Origin of the sequence: Enterobacter sp. JBIWA008, assembly GCF_019968765.1 — a bacterium.
Classification (GTDB): Bacteria; Pseudomonadota; Gammaproteobacteria; order Enterobacterales; family Enterobacteriaceae; genus Enterobacter.
On sequence record NZ_CP074149.1, the window covers coordinates 2,846,739 to 2,863,707 of the forward strand.

At 55.8% G+C, this 16,969-nt stretch carries 18 protein-coding genes; 9 read left to right on the top strand and 9 right to left on the bottom strand.

The window, feature by feature from the left end:
* Window positions 1-29: 29 nt before the first annotated feature.
* On the bottom strand, window positions 30-284 hold the full coding sequence (locus KGP24_RS13730) for a GlsB/YeaQ/YmgE family stress response membrane protein (RefSeq protein WP_010432765.1): 255 nt from the start codon (window positions 282-284) through the stop codon (window positions 30-32).
* A gap of 207 nt (window positions 285-491) precedes the next feature.
* Between KGP24_RS13730 and KGP24_RS13735 the strand changes: the two genes are divergently transcribed.
* Window positions 492-1,223 (top strand): flagellar brake protein, encoded by a 732-nt coding sequence (locus KGP24_RS13735; RefSeq protein ID WP_223560815.1) that lies wholly within the window; start codon window positions 492-494, stop codon window positions 1,221-1,223.
* Between the two features lie 37 nt (window positions 1,224-1,260).
* On the opposite strand, the gene emtA is transcribed toward KGP24_RS13735, so the two are convergent.
* Window positions 1,261-1,872 carry a membrane-bound lytic murein transglycosylase EmtA gene (emtA, locus tag KGP24_RS13740; RefSeq protein ID WP_023312175.1) on the bottom strand — a complete coding sequence of 204 codons (612 nt, stop codon included), beginning with the start codon at window positions 1,870-1,872 and terminating at the stop codon, window positions 1,261-1,263.
* A gap of 107 nt (window positions 1,873-1,979) precedes the next feature.
* Here emtA and ldcA point away from each other — a divergent pair, with 107 nt between their 5' ends.
* Together ldcA and KGP24_RS13750 are read left to right on the top strand one after the other, a co-directional pair.
* Complete coding sequence (gene ldcA, locus KGP24_RS13745) at window positions 1,980-2,894, top strand: muramoyltetrapeptide carboxypeptidase (RefSeq protein ID WP_223560816.1); 915 nt, start codon at window positions 1,980-1,982, stop codon at window positions 2,892-2,894.
* Between the two features lie 97 nt (window positions 2,895-2,991).
* Window positions 2,992-4,725, top strand: a complete 1,734-nt coding sequence (locus tag KGP24_RS13750) for a potassium/proton antiporter (protein WP_223560817.1) — start codon at window positions 2,992-2,994, stop codon at window positions 4,723-4,725.
* Between the two features lie 42 nt (window positions 4,726-4,767).
* Here KGP24_RS13750 and dadX read toward each other — a convergent pair whose 3' ends face one another.
* Both dadX and KGP24_RS13760 read right to left on the bottom strand, forming a co-directional pair.
* Entirely contained in the window at window positions 4,768-5,838 is a 1,071-nt protein-coding gene (dadX, locus tag KGP24_RS13755) for a catabolic alanine racemase DadX (RefSeq protein ID WP_223560818.1), read from the bottom strand.
* 9 nt (window positions 5,839-5,847) lie between these two features.
* Window positions 5,848-7,146, bottom strand: a complete 1,299-nt coding sequence (locus tag KGP24_RS13760) for a D-amino acid dehydrogenase (protein WP_223560819.1) — start codon at window positions 7,144-7,146, stop codon at window positions 5,848-5,850.
* 321 nt (window positions 7,147-7,467) lie between these two features.
* Between KGP24_RS13760 and KGP24_RS13765 the strand changes: the two genes are divergently transcribed.
* Complete coding sequence (locus tag KGP24_RS13765; protein ID WP_046092783.1) at window positions 7,468-9,000, top strand: SpoVR family protein; 1,533 nt, start codon at window positions 7,468-7,470, stop codon at window positions 8,998-9,000.
* Window positions 9,001-9,048: 48 nt separating this feature from the next.
* Here KGP24_RS13765 and fadR read toward each other — a convergent pair whose 3' ends face one another.
* Window positions 9,049-9,768 carry a fatty acid metabolism transcriptional regulator FadR gene (fadR, locus tag KGP24_RS13770; RefSeq protein ID WP_023336056.1) on the bottom strand — a complete coding sequence of 240 codons (720 nt, stop codon included), beginning with the start codon at window positions 9,766-9,768 and terminating at the stop codon, window positions 9,049-9,051.
* Between the two features lie 201 nt (window positions 9,769-9,969).
* Here fadR and nhaB point away from each other — a divergent pair, with 201 nt between their 5' ends.
* Both nhaB and dsbB read left to right on the top strand, forming a co-directional pair.
* Window positions 9,970-11,508, top strand: a complete 1,539-nt coding sequence (gene nhaB / locus KGP24_RS13775; protein ID WP_223560820.1) for a Na(+)/H(+) antiporter NhaB — start codon at window positions 9,970-9,972, stop codon at window positions 11,506-11,508.
* A 143-nt stretch (window positions 11,509-11,651) separates the two neighbouring features.
* Window positions 11,652-12,182, top strand: a complete 531-nt coding sequence (gene dsbB, locus KGP24_RS13780) for a disulfide bond formation protein DsbB (protein ID WP_045908244.1) — start codon at window positions 11,652-11,654, stop codon at window positions 12,180-12,182.
* A 93-nt stretch (window positions 12,183-12,275) separates the two neighbouring features.
* On the opposite strand, the gene KGP24_RS13785 is transcribed toward dsbB, so the two are convergent.
* The 3 genes from KGP24_RS13785 to KGP24_RS13795 form a co-directional block, all read right to left on the bottom strand.
* Window positions 12,276-12,716 (bottom strand): YcgN family cysteine cluster protein, encoded by a 441-nt coding sequence (locus KGP24_RS13785; RefSeq protein ID WP_024909872.1) that lies wholly within the window; start codon window positions 12,714-12,716, stop codon window positions 12,276-12,278.
* 93 nt (window positions 12,717-12,809) lie between these two features.
* On the bottom strand, window positions 12,810-13,469 hold the full coding sequence (locus KGP24_RS13790; protein ID WP_223560821.1) for a fumarylacetoacetate hydrolase family protein: 660 nt from the start codon (window positions 13,467-13,469) through the stop codon (window positions 12,810-12,812).
* Between the two features lie 47 nt (window positions 13,470-13,516).
* Window positions 13,517-13,792, bottom strand: coding sequence for a YcgL domain-containing protein (locus tag KGP24_RS13795; RefSeq protein WP_029742143.1), 276 nt, complete (start codon window positions 13,790-13,792; stop codon window positions 13,517-13,519).
* A gap of 123 nt (window positions 13,793-13,915) precedes the next feature.
* Between KGP24_RS13795 and minC the strand changes: the two genes are divergently transcribed.
* From minC to minE, 3 genes are read left to right on the top strand one after another with little or no spacing between them, the layout of a single operon-like run.
* On the top strand, window positions 13,916-14,623 hold the full coding sequence (gene minC / locus KGP24_RS13800) for a septum site-determining protein MinC (RefSeq protein WP_223560822.1): 708 nt from the start codon (window positions 13,916-13,918) through the stop codon (window positions 14,621-14,623).
* A 23-nt stretch (window positions 14,624-14,646) separates the two neighbouring features.
* On the top strand, window positions 14,647-15,459 hold the full coding sequence (gene minD / locus KGP24_RS13805; protein ID WP_023312187.1) for a septum site-determining protein MinD: 813 nt from the start codon (window positions 14,647-14,649) through the stop codon (window positions 15,457-15,459).
* Between the two features lie 3 nt (window positions 15,460-15,462).
* A complete protein-coding gene (gene minE, locus KGP24_RS13810; RefSeq protein WP_008500504.1) occupies window positions 15,463-15,732 on the top strand; it encodes a cell division topological specificity factor MinE in 270 nt (89 codons plus the stop codon).
* Window positions 15,733-15,805: 73 nt separating this feature from the next.
* Here the strand turns inward: minE and rnd are convergent, their stop codons facing one another.
* A complete protein-coding gene (rnd, locus tag KGP24_RS13815; RefSeq protein WP_223560823.1) occupies window positions 15,806-16,933 on the bottom strand; it encodes a ribonuclease D in 1,128 nt (375 codons plus the stop codon).
* Window positions 16,934-16,969: the final 36 nt, after the last annotated feature.

Here is a 16,969-nt window from a genome sequence, read left to right on the forward strand (position 1 = left end):
GCCCTCCGCAGAGAGCCGCTTATGAAGTTTTATGCTCGTCGCAGTAACCTGAAAATGCCCAGCACCACAATGGCACCCACGACAGCGACCAGAAAACTGTGCAGGTCGAAACCACTTATGCTGCCTCCAAAGCCAAACATCGTCGCCAGCCAGCCGCCCACAACCGCACCAACGACCCCGAGTACACAGGTCAAAATAAATCCGCCGCCATCGTTTCCCGGCATGATCAGTTTGGCGATAGCGCCAGCAATAAGACCAAAGATAATCCAGGCGATGATACCCATAGCGATGCCCTCTTGCAGGTTTAACGCTTGCGCAGAAAACCTTCTGCACAGCTAACGTAAGTATAGGTCATTGCCGGAAAACCATTTTCATCTCACCGACTTATCTTTACTTAAACAGCCAAAAAAACTCACCGGTTTGTATTAAGTTTCATTGCAGAGTGCCGATAACGCTAAGACAGTCTGTCATCAATCAAGGAGCCATCCGGCGTGAGTCATTACAGTGAGCAGTTCCTCAAGCAAAATCCGCTGGCTGTATTAGGGGTATTACGCGACCTGCAAAAAGGTGAAGTGCCGCTACGCATCAGCTGGTCGAATAATCAGTTCATCAGCAAGATCCTTGACGCCTCGCAGGATCGGCTGGTAATTGATTTAGGCAGTCAGGAATATGAAAACCGCGCGGCGCTGAAAGCAGAAAATGTCGCGGTGATGGCCGAAACGCAGGGTGCCAAAGTGGAGTTTGTCCTCTCGCGGCTGGAACTTAGCGAATACCAGGGACTGCCTGCTTTTGTTACCCCGCTTCCCACCAATCTCTGGTTTGTTCAGCGTCGTGAATATTTCCGCATCAGCGCCCCGCTCCATCCCGCCTATTTTTGTAAGGCCAAAATGCCGGACAAAAAAGAGATTCGCTTCCGACTCTTCGATCTGTCGCTGGGCGGCATGGGTGCACTGATGGATGCGCCGAAACCCGACGGACTGGTAGAAGGCATGAGGTTTACGCAAATTGAGCTGGATATGGGGGGCTGGGGTCGCTTTTATTTCGATGCACAGCTGATTGCCATCAGCGACCGTACCGTCGTGGACAGCAAAAATGAAACCATCACCACGCCGCGTCTGAGCTTTCGTTTCCTGAACGTCGGACCAGGCGCAGAGCGCGAGCTTCAGCGCATCATCTATTCGCTGGAGCGTGAGGCGCGGGAACGCGCAAATAAAGTCCTGTGAAGAAATCGGGCAGCGTGACCGCCGCCCGTCTGCGGCATTACATGGCATCCATCGCTTTCTGTACTTTCCAGATATAACGAGGCGCCTGTGGTGCCGGGTGATTTTTCGCCACGTGTTCAAAGAATTCGTCTTTGTCCATGTCGTTAATCTCTTCTATCGCCTCTTTGCGGTCAGAGGAGAAGGTTCTGAGCAACGCGCCGGCACCGTTAACGTAAGATACCACCAGCGCGTACTGCATCACCTCCGGATCCTTAATCCCCTTCAGTACGCCGTGTTCCATGATGCTCAGATAGGCCGTGCCCATTGAAATGTTGCGCTCCGGATTCTTCAGCTCGCTGGTCGACGGCTGTCCGCTCCAGCCCATATAGCGGTAAACCTCTCTCCCCGCCGTTGACGCTTTAAGCTGCATCAGCCCCACCGCGTTGGACTTGCTGACAAGCGTGGGATTCCCGCCGGACTCCACCGCAATGATCGCCGTGATGAGACGCGGACTGACGCCCCAGGCCTTCCCGGCTTGCTCACTGATCGGCATCCACTGCATGGCCCGTTTCACCGGCACTTCCGGGTTCCAGGGCGGGTTTTGATAATCATGTTTTGAACTACAGCCAGCGAGCAACACAATCAAAAAAGCAAACCATCTCAATTTCACGTCATCTATCCTTATAGCCGGTCATCGCGGTGCGCCACCTCTTGAAGCAGGCGGCGTATAAGCGGCATGATATAGACAATTAGTTTCTCATTCAGCAAGGAATTGCCATGTCTCAGTTTCATCTCATCGCGCCGTCGGGCTACTGCATTAACCAGGACGCGGCGCAGCGGGGCGTTCAGCGTTTGCTGGAATCTGGCCATCAGGTAGAAAATCAGACGATTATACCCCGCCGCCAGCAGCGTTTTGCCGGTACCGAAGCGCAGAGGCTGAATGATATCAATAGCCTGGTGAACCTGACGGGCGAAAACCGGATTGTGCTTGCGGTACGTGGCGGGTATGGTGCGAGCCGGCTGCTGGAGAGTATTGACTGGCAGGGGCTGGCACTGCGCCAGCAGCAGGACCCTCTGTTGATTTGCGGCCACAGCGATTTCACCGTCATCCAGCTCGGGCTGCTGGCCCTGCATAACGTTATCACCTTCAGCGGTCCGATGCTGGCCGGTAACTTCGGCGCACCGGAGCTGGATGCGTTTACCGAGGAACATTTCTGGCGCGCGCTGCGTAATCCCAGCTACAGCGTGGAGTGGCAAGGCAATGGACCGCACTGGGAGTGTGAAGGCCAGCTCTGGGGCGGGAACCTGGCAATGCTGGTCTCGCTCATCGGCACGCCGTGGATGCCGCACATCGAGGACGGCATTCTGGTGCTGGAAGATATCAACGAACATCCGTTCCGCGTCGAGCGCATGCTCTTGCAGCTTTATCATGCCGGTATTCTTGAGCGCCAGTCCGCGATTGTGCTGGGCAGCTTCAGCGGTTCTGCCCCGAATGACTATGACGCGGGTTACTCCCTTGAGACCATGGTCGACTTCGTTCGCTCGCGGCTGGATATTCCGGTCATCACCGGTCTGGATTTCGGCCATGAGCAGCAAACCGTGACCCTGGCGCTGGGGGCGCACGCCACCCTGATCCACAATGATTCCGCCAGCCGGCTGACCATCAGCGGTCATCCTGTCATAAAGGCATAAAAAAGCCGTTATACCCCCTTAATAAAACGCTGTTGCCGTTGTTAATATGTTAGGGTTTTAGTAACAGCGTTAACATTGAGGTGGGAGTAAGAGAACATTGGATGCCGCAGCGATAATCAGCCTTTTCATTTTGGGTTCCGTCCTTGTAACCAGCAGTATTTTATTAAGTTCATTTTCATCGCGTCTCGGCATACCTATTCTTGTTATTTTCCTCGCCATCGGCATGCTGGCCGGCATTGATGGCATTGGCGGTATCCCTTTCGATAACTACCCTTTCGCCTACATGGTGAGTAACCTCGCGCTGGCGGTGATCCTGCTGGACGGCGGTATGCGCACCCAGGCGAGCTCCTTCCGCGTGGCCTTAGGCCCCGCGCTGTCGCTCGCCACGGTTGGCGTGTTAATTACCTCCGGCCTCACCGGAATGATGGCCGCGTGGCTTTTCCATCTCAATATCATGGAAGGTTTGCTGATTGGCGCTATCGTGGGCTCAACCGATGCGGCAGCGGTGTTTTCCCTGCTCGGCGGAAAAGGGCTTAACGAACGTGTCGGCTCCACGCTTGAGATTGAATCCGGCAGTAACGATCCGATGGCGGTGTTTCTTACCATCACGCTGATTGAGATGATCCAGCAGCACGAGACGGGCCTGAACTGGATGTTTGCGTGGCATATCCTGCAGCAGTTCGGACTGGGGATTGTTATCGGCCTGGCGGGGGGATACCTGCTACAGCAGACGATCAACCGCATCTCGCTGCCCGCGGGGCTTTACCCCCTGCTGGCGCTGAGCGGCGGCATTCTCATTTTTGCCGTTACCACCGCGCTGGACGGCAGCGGTATTCTCGCCGTTTACCTCTGCGGGTTCCTGATGGGCAACCGTCCTATTCGCAACCGACATGCCATTTTGCAGAACTTCGACGGTCTGGCCTGGCTGGCGCAGATCGGCATGTTCCTGGTGCTGGGTCTTCTGGTCACGCCATCGGACCTGCTGCCAATCGCGGCTCCGGCGCTGCTGCTGTCCGCGTGGATGATCTTCTTCGCCCGTCCGCTGTCGGTATTTGCAGGCTTGCTGCCGTTTCGCGGCTTCAACCTGCGCGAGCGGGTGTTCATCAGCTGGGTGGGCCTGCGCGGCGCGGTGCCGATTATCCTTGCCGTTTTCCCGATGATGGCCGGTCTGGATAACGCCCGGCTGTTCTTTAACGTGGCGTTCTTCGTGGTGCTGATTTCCCTGCTGTTCCAGGGAACCTCGCTCGGGTGGGCGGCGAAAAAAGCCAAAGTGGTGGTGCCTCCCGTGGGCTGGCCGGTTTCCCGCGTGGGGCTCGACATCCATCCAGAAAACCCGTGGGAACAGTTCGTCTATCAGCTGAGCGCCGACAAATGGTGCGTGGGGGCTTCACTGCGCGATTTGCACATGCCGGCCGAAACGCGCATTGCCGCCCTGTTCCGTGACAATGTTCTGCTGCACCCTACCGGCAGCACCCGCCTGCGCGAAGGGGATATTCTCTGCGTGATTGGCCGCGAACGCGACCTGCCCGCGCTGGGCAAGCTGTTCAGCCAGTCGCCTCCGGTAGCGCTGGACCAGCGCTTCTTCGGCGATTTCATTCTGGAAGCCAGCGCCAGGTTTGCCGATGTGGCACTGATTTACGGCCTGGATGAAGGTGCTGAAGACGGTGATAGCCAGCAAACGCTCGGCGAAATTATCCAGCAGCGGCTCGGCGCTGCCCCGGTCGTGGGCGATCAGGTGGAATTTGCCGGGATGATCTGGACCGTTGCCGAAAAAGAAGATAACGCGGTGCGGAAGGTCGGCCTGAGGCCGATGGAAGAGGAAGTGGAATAGCGTTCTTGTCGGGTGGCGTTAACGCCACCCGACAAGAACATGTTACACCGTCACAACCGGCACTCTTGGTGCCAGGGCACACATCAGTTCATATCCCACAGTCCCCGCCGCGGCAGCCACGTCATCAATTTTGATTTCGTTACCCCACAGCTCGACCGGGGAACCGATACCCGCCTGCGGGCATGGTGTCAGGTCAACGGCCAGCATATCCATTGATACGGTGCCTACCGTTCCCGTGCGGACACCATCTACCCACACAGGCGTGCCGGTCGGCGCAATGCGCGGGTAGCCATCGGCATAACCGCCCGCCACGATGCCAATCCGCTGCTCGCCCTTTGCCCGGTAGCGGCTGCCGTAGCCCACGGTGTCACCGGCCTTCAGAGTCTGCACGCCAATGATTTCACTGCGCAGGGTCATGACCGGCTTCAGGCCGCTGTTGGCGATATCCTGCCACTGGCCCGAGGGAGATGCACCGTACAGAACTATCCCCGGACGCACCCAGCTGTAGTGCGCCTCGGGATGCCACAGCGTGGCCGCCGAGTTGGACAGCGAGCGCGGGCAGTCCAGCCCTTCTGCCGCCTGCTCGATGCGGACCATGGCGTCCGCGATGCCGTCCGGTTTTTCCGCATCGGCAAAATGCGCCATCAGCGTCATTTCACCCACGTTCTTTAGCGCACGCAGCTGCTGCCAGACCGTATGCACCCGCTCAGGCTGGAAGCCCAGGCGGTTCATGCCGCTGTTCACCTTGAGGTAGATATCCAGCGGAGCATGGAGCTTCGCATCCTGAATCGCTTTGATCTGCCAGTTGCTGTGAACGCTGGTGGTCAAACGGTACTTATCCAGCAGCGGCAGATCGTCCGCGTGGAAGAACCCTTCCAGCAGTAGAATCGGCCCTTTCCAGCCGCGCTCGCGCAGCAGAATGGCCTCTTCCAGATTAAGTAACGCAAATCCATCGGTGGCGCTCAGCGCGCTCCAGATACGGTCAATGCCGTGACCGTAGGCATTCGCTTTCACCACCGACCACACGCGGGCGCCAGGTGCCGCCCGGCGAACAATCTGCAGGTTATCCTTCAGGGCCTGCAGGTTCACCTGGGCCAGAACAGGACGGGACATGACGACTCCTTAGCTATGCGCGCCGTGCAGGTGCTGTGGACGCGACGGCGTAAACCCCGATTGATAGCGCGCGGCGCTTAAATCGTCAAACGGAATTGCCGGCGTGCGCCCGGAAATCAGGTCGCTCAGCAGCTGGCCCGATCCGCAGGCCATCGTCCAGCCAAGGGTGCCGTGTCCGGTATTGGTCCACAGGTTTTTGAACGGCGTGCGGCCCACGATCGGCGTACCGTCCGGGGTCATCGGACGCAGGCCGGTCCAGAACGTCGCCTGCTCAACAAAGCCACCGCGCGGGAAGAGATCCCCCACGACCATCTCCAGCGTTTCACGACGCGGCTGCAGCAGCTCGGTGTTGAAGCCGACAATCTCCGCCATGCCGCCTACGCGAATGCGGTTATCGAAGCGGGTAATGGCGATTTTGTAGGTTTCATCCAGAATGGTCGACACCGGCGCGCCGCTCTCTTCTTTCACCGGAATGGTCAGCGAGTAGCCCTTCAGCGGGTAAACCGGAATGTCGAGAATGCCTTTCAGCATGGCGGTGGAGTACGAGCCAAACGCCATCACGTAGGCATCGGCTTTGATTACCTCTTCGCCGCACTTCACGCCGTAAATTTTTTCGCCTTCCGACAGCAGCTTGTCGACAGAGGTATTAAAGCGGAACTTCACCCCCGCCTGCTCGCACATTTTCGCCAGACGTTGCGTAAAAAGCTGGCAGTCGCCGGTTTCGTCATTCGGCAGGCGCAGGCCACCCGTCAGTTTATGCGCCACTTCCGCCAGCGCCGGTTCAACCTGCCCTAACTGACTGGCTTCCAGCAGCTGGTACGGAACGCCAGCATCTTCCAGCACGGCGATATCGCGGGTGGCATTTTCGTACTGTTGCTCGGTGCGGAACAGCTGCAGCGTCCCGCCCTGACGGCCTTCATACTCAATACCCGTCGACGCGCGCAGCGCTTTCAGACAGTCACGGCTGTATTCCGCCAGGCGCACCATGCGCCCTTTGTTCTCCATGTAGTGGCGGGTGTCGCAGTTGCGCAGCATCTGCCACATCCACTTCAGCTGGAACGGCGTGCCGTCAAGGCTGATGGCCAACGGCGCATGGCGCTGAAACATCCATTTAATCGCTTTCAGCGGAACGCCCGGCGCAGCCCACGGCGCGGCATATCCCGGAGAGATTTGCCCGGCGTTCGCCGCGCTGGTTTCAAGCGCGGGACCGGATTCACGATCGATAACGGTTACGTCATGTCCCGCCTGACTTAAATACCAGGCGCTGGTTACCCCAACGACACCACTTCCCAGTATGACAACACGCATAGCCACTCCATTATGTGCAAAAGAACAATCTTCTAATTACAGATTGATAACCTAGTTGAAAATATTATTCAACATACGACTTTTTTATGGTGACTTACCTCACACATCCCCCATCATCAGGGGATAGTGCTAATTTGGGATCTCCTGCTGTGCGTTATTTTTAACCAGCACAATATGCTGAGGCATACCGTTTTTTTGCCGTATCAAAAACGCGAAATCGCAAAGAAAAAATTTCTGCCCCAGCACGCTTTTTAACACGTTGATCTATGCTTGAAAGGAGGCTCTCCAGACAGAGAGAGCACCCACAACGAGGGCGCGCTAATGGCTACTATTGATTCCCTGAACAAGGACAACACACGTCTGAGCGATGGACCCGACTGGACCTTCGAGCTGCTGGATGTTTACCTCGCCGAAATCGACCGGGTCGCAAAGCTGTATCGTCTGGATACCTATCCCCATCAGATTGAAGTCATTACGTCCGAACAGATGATGGACGCCTACTCCAGCGTCGGGATGCCGATTAACTATCCGCACTGGTCGTTTGGTAAAAAATTTATTGAAACGGAACGGCTGTATAAGCATGGCCAGCAGGGGCTGGCGTATGAGATTGTGATTAACTCCAATCCGTGTATTGCCTATTTGATGGAAGAGAACACCATTACCATGCAGGCGCTGGTGATGGCGCATGCCTGCTATGGGCACAACTCATTTTTCAAGAATAACTACCTGTTCCGCAGCTGGACGGATGCCAGCTCAATCGTCGATTACCTGATCTTCGCCCGTAAATACATTACCGACTGCGAAGAGCGCTACGGCGTGGACGAAGTGGAAAAACTGCTCGACTCCTGCCACGCGCTGATGAACTACGGCGTGGACCGCTACAAACGCCCGCAGAAAATCTCCCTCCAGGAGGAGAAGGCCCGGCAGAAAAGCCGCGAGGAGTACCTGCAAAGCCAGGTGAACATGCTGTGGCGTACCCTGCCTAAGCGTGAGGAAGAAAAAACGATCGCCGAAGCGCGTCGCTATCCCTCCGAGCCGCAGGAAAACCTGCTCTATTTTATGGAGAAGAACGCCCCGCTGCTGGAGCCGTGGCAGCGTGAGATCCTGCGCATCGTGCGCAAAGTGAGCCAGTATTTTTACCCGCAAAAGCAAACGCAGGTGATGAACGAAGGCTGGGCGACCTTCTGGCACTACACCATCCTCAACCATCTGTACGACGAGGGAAAAGTTACCGAGCGGTTCATGATGGAATTCCTCCACAGCCATACCAACGTGGTGTTCCAGCCGCCCTACAACAGCCCGTGGTACAGCGGAATTAACCCGTATGCGCTTGGTTTCGCTATGTTCCAGGACATTAAGCGTATCTGCCAGTCGCCGACGGAAGAAGACAAGTACTGGTTCCCGGACATCGCCGGTTCTGACTGGCTGGAAACGCTTCACTTTGCGATGCGCGACTTTAAGGATGAGAGCTTCATCAGCCAGTTTATGTCGCCGAAGATCATGCGTGATTTCCGCTTCTTCACCGTGCTGGACGACGACCGCAACAACTATCTGGAGATTTCCGCAATCCATAACGAAGAGGGATACCGTGAGATCCGCTCTCGCCTCTCTTCCCAGTACAACCTGAGCAACCTTGAACCGAATATTCAGGTATGGAACGTCGATTTGCGAGGTGACCGCTCCCTGACGCTGCGCTATATCCCGCACAATCGCGCGCCGCTGGATAAAGGGCGTAAAGAAGTGCTGAAGCATGTGCATCGCCTGTGGGGCTTTGACGTGCAGCTGGAGCAGCAGAATGAAGACGGGAGCATCGAGCTGCTGGAACGCTGCCCGGCGCGGTTGAATACCCTGTAGTGCCGCCATCGGGCGAAAAAAAACCTCTCGTATGAGAGGTTTTTTCTTTTAGCGGGTCTGGATCGCTAAATCACCCGGCAGCGTTTTCTGCATACGGTGCCAGATTTCACCGGAATCGTGACCGTAGCGGCGAACCGTCTCATAAACCTGATCGTGCAGACCTTCGGTACAGAGCTTGCTCAGCTTGTGGTAGAAGCCCAGCGCCAGGCTACGCGCTTCCGGATTGGCAAAGTAGTGGCGGCCAATGCGGGTGTAAAGCCCTTTCATACCGTTGAGGATCAGGCCATACACCGGGTTGCCGGAGGCAAACGCCAGGCCGCGGAACACGTTGTAATCGAGAGTGGCAAAGGCATCGGCATGATCTTCCACCTCGTTCGCGCTGGCCAGCACCGCAAGAGCGTCTTCCGGATGCTGACGGAAAGCGGTACGAATAAAGATCGTCGCGATGTTGGTGCGAACGGAGAGCAGATTATCAATGAGCTGCGGCACGCTTTCATGGTCGAGACGCGCCAGCGTTTCAAGAATGTTCAGCCCGGACGTTTCCCAGAAATTGTTCACTTTCGTAGGCTTACCGTGCTGGATCGTCAACCAGCCATCGCGCGCCAGCCGCTGGAGCACTTCACGCAGCGTGGTGCGAGTGACGCCAATCAGTTCAGAGAGTTCGCGTTCAGCCGGAAGAATGGACCCCGCAGGGAAACGATTATTCCAGATGCTTTCAATGATGTACTCTTCCGCGAAACCCGCCGGGCTCTGCGCCTTAATGACCATAGTGAGATTTCCATTACACAGCTTTAGCAAATTGGACTCATCATACCAGAGGCAGGCAGTGGCAGGTAGCGCGGCAACGAGAGAAAAGAGGGATCGCCGTTTCATTTTTGTGAAATTTACAATGCGGTCTTATTCGCGTCCAGGCCGCGATTTTTGCGTATACTTATGTTTTGTCTTACTTGACGGGGAAGGACGTCTGTCGTGGAAATTTCTTTTGGGCGCGCACTGTGGCGCAACTTTTTAGGCCAGTCTCCGGACTGGTACAAACTTATACTTCTGGTTTTCCTGGTCGTTAACCCCCTCCTCTTTAGCGTAAACCCTTTCATTGCCGGGTGGCTGCTGGTGGCGGAGTTTATCTTCACCCTGGCCATGGCACTGAAATGTTATCCCCTGCTGCCGGGCGGATTGCTGGCGTTTGAAGCCGTCGTCATCGGTATGACCAGCGCCGGGCATGTCAAAGCAGAGCTGGCGTCAAATCTCGAAGTGCTACTCCTGCTGATATTTATGGTGGCGGGTATCTACTTCATGAAACAGCTGCTGCTGTTTATCTTCACGCGCCTGCTGCTCAGCATTCCGTCGAAAATGTTCCTCTCGCTGGCGTTTTGCCTTGCGGCCGCCTTCCTGTCCGCCTTCCTGGATGCACTGACGGTTGTCGCGGTGGTGATTAGCGTTGCGGTTGGGTTTTACGGTATTTATCACCGCGTGGCCTCCTCTCGCCCGGGGGAGGATCTGCAGGATGACAGCCACGTCGAGGCGCATAACCGTGACGTGCTGGAACAGTTTCGCGCCTTCCTGCGCAGCCTGATGATGCATGCCGGGGTGGGTACCGCGCTGGGCGGCGTGATGACCATGGTGGGCGAGCCGCAAAACCTGATTATTGCTAAAGCGGCGGGCTGGCACTTCGGTGATTTCTTCCTGAGAATGGCGCCAGTGAGCGTGCCGGTGCTGATCTGCGGGCTGGCGACCTGTCTGCTGGTGGAGAAGTTTCGCCTCTTTGGCTATGGGGTTCAGCTCCCGGAGCCGGTTCGTCAGGAACTGCATAAATTCGATGTGCAGAGCCGAAGCCAGCGGACGGGCCAGGAGACGCTACGACTGATTGCTCAGGGGATCATCGGCGTCTGGCTTATCGCGGCGCTGGCGCTCCATCTTGCCGAAGTCGGGCTGATTGGCCTCTCCGTCATTATTCTCGCCACCACCTTTACCGGCGTAACGGACGAGCATGCCATCGGCAAAGCTTTTACCGAAGCCTTGCCGTTTACCGCCCTGCTGGCGGTGTTCTTTGCGGTCGTGGCGGTGATTATCGACCAACACCTTTTCGCGCCGATTATTGCCTTTGTATTACAGGCGTCACCGGATGCTCAGCTCTCACTGTTTTACCTGTTTAACGGCCTGCTCTCGTCAATCTCAGATAACGTCTTTGTCGGGACGGTCTACATCAACGAGGCCAAAGCCGCCATGGAGCAAGGCGTTATCAGTGCCGGACAGTTTGAGCTGCTGGCCGTGGCGATCAATACCGGCACCAACCTGCCGTCGGTTGCAACACCAAATGGCCAGGCCGCCTTCCTGTTCCTGCTGACCTCCGCCCTCGCGCCGCTCATACGACTTTCATATGGCAGGATGGTGTGGATGGCGCTGCCCTACACGCTGGTGCTCACGATCGTGGGATTGCTTTGCGTCAAAATTACCCTCATTCCCTGTACGCAATGGTTGATACAAGCGGGTATACTTGCGGCGCAGTAAACTATGCATCTCGGGCAGTTCGCTGCCCGTTTGCCTTTTCGCACGATAAACATCCAATTACGTTTTATTTCGCCAGGTACAGGTGGCGCAAAAAACGAATTCGTTTACACTGCGCTTTCTAAGCATGTTCCAGGGAAATGATTATGTTGAGATTTTTAAACCAGTGCTCCCGCGGTCGCGGAGCGTGGTTGCTAATGGCCCTGACCGCCTTTGCGCTGGAAATGGTCGCGCTGTGGTTCCAGCATGTAATGGGACTGAAACCTTGCGTGCTCTGTATTTATGAACGCTGCGCGCTATTCGGCATTATGGGTGCGGGCCTGGTCGGCGCGATTGCGCCGAAATCGCCGCTTCGCTATGCCGCTATCGCGATCTGGCTGTACAGCGCCTGGAAAGGCATTGAACTCTCCTGGCAGCACACCATGATGCAGCTGCATCCGTCACCGTTTATGACCTGTGATTTTGCCGCCCGCTTCCCGAGCTGGCTGCCGCTGGACAAATGGCTGCCGCAGGTGTTTGTCGCATCCGGTGACTGCTCCGTTCGTCAATGGGAATTCCTGACGCTGGAGATGCCGCAGTGGCTGGTGGGTATTTTTGCCGCCTACTTCGTCGTGGCGCTGCTGGTGCTGATTGCCCAGCCGTTCAAACCGAAGAAACGCGATCTTTTTGGAAGGTAAAAGCAAAACGGCAACAACGGTTGCCGTTTTTAGTTGAGGGCATCAGGCCGCATAAACACAATAAAAAACCCGCCGCGGCGGGTTTTTTTAATCTCAACGGGTCGGGTGGTTCATGATGTGATCTTCCCAGTCACGCACCTCGGACTCTTTCACCGCAATGTGGCGCACAGAAATGCGCTCACCGTGCATCGCCGCTTTTGAACCGGTTAACAGTGGATGCCAGTCAGGCAGACCTTTCCCTTCCGCCAGCAGGCGATACGCGCAGGTATGCGGCAGCCATTCAAACGTCGGCAGATTGTCCCGGGTTAACTTGATGCAGTCAGGCTCAAATTCAAACCGGCGCTCATAGTTGCGGCACTGGCAGGTTTTAATGTTTAACTGCTTGCAGGCAACGTTGGTGAAGTAGATTTCATCCGTATCTTCATCCATCAGCTTGTGCAGGCAGCACTGCCCGCAGCCGTCGCACAATGATTCCCATTCCGCGTCAGTCATGTCGTCGAGAGTTTTGCTTTGCCAGAAAGGGATGTCGTTCATCAGGATGTCCACACGTCAAAAGAAAGCGCACCTTATAACGAGTCTGGCACGTTGTTGCAAGTTTTGCCGCCCTCTTCAGGCGGCAAGATGGGGTTACAGCACGCGGGTTTTCAGCGACAGGCCGTTAAAACCGACCTCTAGCTCGTCACCGCTAAGTAGCGGGCCAACGCCTTCAGGGGTTCCGGTCAGGATCACATCGCCCGGCTTAAGGGTAAAGAAGCGGCTCATGTAGGCGATCAGCGGCACAATCTTGTGGATCATGTCCGCCGTGGTGCCCTGCTGGCGGAACTCGCCGTTAACCTTCAGGCTGAGCGGCGTGTCCTGCGGATCGCCGGTAAATTCGCTCACCGGCACAAACGCCGAGATCGGGCAGGAATTATCAAAGCCTTTGGCTTTTTCCCACGGCTGCCCGGCTTTCTTCATTTTGCCCTGCACGTCACGCAGCGTGAGATCGAGCGCCACGCCGTATCCGGCAATCGCTTTCTGAACATGTTCTTCTGAGGCCTGGCGCAGCGTCGCGCCGATCAGCACGGCGAGTTCAACTTCGTGATGCACCGAGCCCAGCCCCTGCGGCAGCGCCAGCGGCTGGCGGATATCGCAAAGCGCCGTTTCAGGCTTAATAAACAGGACCGGCTCTTCTGGCGTCGCGCTGCCCATCTCCTGAATATGTTTTGCATAGTTGCTGCCCACGCAGACTACTTTGCTGACGGGATAATCCAGTAATGCACCTTGCCAGTTATGATGTTGATACATGGTCGACCCCTAAACGGTTGATGTGTTGTGCCCAAAAACAGTTGAGACTATTTTTTACCGTTCGCCTCAAGATGCTGTTTTAATAAATTCTCGGGTGGCGGTGGAAGCTGTAAATAATAGCCTTGCTCGGCTAAAGCCGTTTTCACTTTATCCAGATCGGCATTAATCAGTTTCTTACGACCATCAAGCGGCAGCAGCATTGCCAGCTGTGGTCGGCCAAAGTTCTTCATTAATTCTTCAGGCACGCGTGAAAAATCGTCTTTCTTTTCCACATAAAGATAGGTCTGGTCACGGCTTGTACTTCTGTAGATCACACAAAACATGTTTTTACTCTGAATTAATGGGTGGTTGCTTGCCTCAATATACTCCTGACTATAACATGCCTGATACTCTTCGGAATATCGCAGCGAGTGGTTGCGGTTAATAGCAAATTGAGTAAGGCCAGGATGTCAAACACGCCCATCGAGCTTAAAGGCAGTAGCTTCACCTTATCAGTGGTACATTTGCATGATGCAAAACCCGAGGTTATTCGTCAGGCGTTAGAAGACAAAATCGCCCAGGCTCCGGCCTTTCTGAAGCACGCCCCTGTTGTTGTCAACGTCAGCGGTCTTGAGGCTCCGGTTAACTGGAAACTTCTCCAGCAGGCCGTCTCCTCAACCGGACTGCGTATCGTGGGCATCAGCGGCTGCAAAGATACTGAGCTGAAAGCGGAAATTGAGCGTGCGGGGCTGCCTCTTCTGAATGAGGGCAAAGAAAAAGCCTCGCGTGCGGCACCCGTTGCCGTGCAAACGCCCCCTCCTGCGGTGCAAAACGTTACTACCGTCACAAAAACGCGAATGATTGATGTGCCGGTTCGTTCCGGTCAGCGCATTTATGCACCAAACTGTGATCTGATTGTTACAAGCCACGTCAGTGCTGGCGCTGAGCTGATTGCAGATGGCAATATTCACGTATACGGTATGATGCGTGGACGTGCGCTCGCAGGTGCAAGTGGCGATCGAGATGCGCAAATATTTTGTACTCACCTGACGGCGGAACTGGTGTCCATCGCAGGTGAATATTGGCTGAGCGACAAGATCCCAGCCGAATTTTATGGCAAAGCGGCTCGCCTGCTTCTGGCAGACGACGCGTTGACCGTTCAACCGTTGAATTGATCCCTTTTTAACAAGGAATTTCTATGGCACGCATTATTGTTGTTACTTCGGGTAAAGGAGGCGTTGGCAAGACCACCTCCAGCGCGGCCATCGCTACTGGTTTGGCCCAGAAGGGAAAGAAAACCATCGTTATCGACTTCGATATCGGTCTGCGTAACCTCGACCTCATCATGGGATGTGAGCGTCGCGTCGTGTATGACTTCGTAAACGTCATTCAGGGCGATGCCACGCTGAACCAGGCGATGATTAAAGACAAGCGCACCGAGAACCTCTACATTCTCCCGGCTTCTCAGACGCGTGACAAAGACGCTCTGACCCGTGAAGGGGTAGAAAAGGTGCTCGACGATCTGAAAAAAATGGATTTCGACTTCATTGTCTGCGACTCCCCTGCGGGCATCGAAACCGGTGCCCTGATGGCGCTCTACTTCGCTGATGAAGCGATCATCACCACCAACCCTGAAGTTTCATCCGTGCGTGACTCAGACCGCATTCTGGGGATCCTCGCCTCTAAATCCCGTCGCGCGGAAAATGGCGAAGACCCGATTAAAGAACACCTGCTCCTCACCCGTTACAATCCGGGCCGCGTGAACAAAGGTGACATGCTGAGCATGGAAGACGTGCTGGAGATCCTGCGCATTAAGCTGGTGGGCGTTATCCCGGAAGATCAGTCCGTGTTACGCGCCTCTAACCAGGGCGAGCCAGTGATCCTTGATACAATGGCAGATGCAGGTAAAGCTTACGCCGATACCGTTGACCGTCTGCTGGGAGAAGAACGTCCTTTCCGCTTCATTGAAGAAGAGAAGAAAGGTTTCCTCAAACGCCTGTTCGGAGGATAAGTTATGGCATTACTGGACTTTTTTCTCTCGCGGAAAAAGAACACCGCCAACATCGCAAAAGAACGTCTGCAAATTATCGTTGCGGAGCGTCGTCGTAGCGACGCCGAGCCTCACTACCTGCCGCAGCTGCGCAAGGACATCCTGGAAGTGATCTGTAAGTATGTGCAGATTGACCCTGAGATGGTCACGGTGCAGCTGGAACAAAAAGACGGGGATATTTCGATTCTGGAGCTGAACGTGACGCTCCCGGAAGCGGAAGAGTCGCGTCCGTAAGTTTGTGATTTCGTCGCCCCGGTAAGCGCAGCGCCACCGGGGAATATGCCGGGTATATCGCCCGGCATATTTTTTAACGCGGATAACCTTCCAGCAGCGTATTCAGGCGATCGGCCATCAATTTCCCGCGCCATCCCGCCATCGTCTCCGGCACGCCACTCTGCGGCTTCAGCTTCCAGTGCCAGTTCAACAGCTGGTTAATCTGACGACGTGAGGCGAGCAGTTCCGCGCTCAGTTTACTTTCCGTTGCAACTGCCTGCACCAGCGCTTTGATATCCTTAAACGCTTTGCGATAGCCCGGCATGTCCATCAGGTTCAGCAGCGGTTCCGGCAGCGCATCTTCCGGCAGCTCCTGCGCTTTTGCGACCAGCGCCAGCAGAGTCTTACCGTGGAAGCGGATCTCGCTGCCCGAAAGCCCAATGCTGTCCAGCTCGCCCAGGCTGCCAGGCATATAGCGCGCGACCGCCCAGAGATGCTCTTCGCGAACCACAAAGTTAACGGCCAGATCGCGCTCGCGCGCTTTACGCAAGCGCCAGTCTGCCAGCAGCTGCAGGCATGCCAGCTGGCGCGTACGCAGCTGCCAGGCGTTGCTTATATCGCGCCAGGCCTCTTTCGGGTCAACCACTTCCTGACGACGCTGCTGGGTCATACGACATTCGTCCAGCGCAGCAGCGAGCCATCCAGAAGCTTCTGCCTCTTTCATCAGCTGTCCGGCAATTGGTAACAGGTAAAACACATCTGCCGCCGCATACTCCAGCTGACGCTCGGTTAGCGGGCGCGCCAGCCAGTCGGTACGGGATTCGCTTTTATCCAGCGTCAGGCCCGTATACTCCTCTACCATGGCAGCAAAGCCCCATGAGAGCGGACGATTGCTGAATGCCGCGAGGATCTGCGTGTCAATCAGCGGCTGGGGCATGATGCCAAAGGTGTTCAGAAAGACTTCCAGATCTTCACTGCCGGCGTGCAGGTATTTCGTCACGGCGTTATCGAGCAGCAGGTCACGCATCGGCGTCCAGTCGGTAATTCCGAGAGGGTCGATCAGCGACACGTGTTTACCGTCGTACATCTGAATCAAACCCAGCTGCGGATAATAGGTCCGGGTGCGAACAAACTCGGTATCCAGGGCAATGGCAGGGAAGTCGCGCGTCACTTCGCACAGCGAAGCCAGCTCGTCGTTGGTCGTGATCATCTGGTAATTCAAAACGGATTCTCTTTTGTTTGCGCCCATAAAAAACGC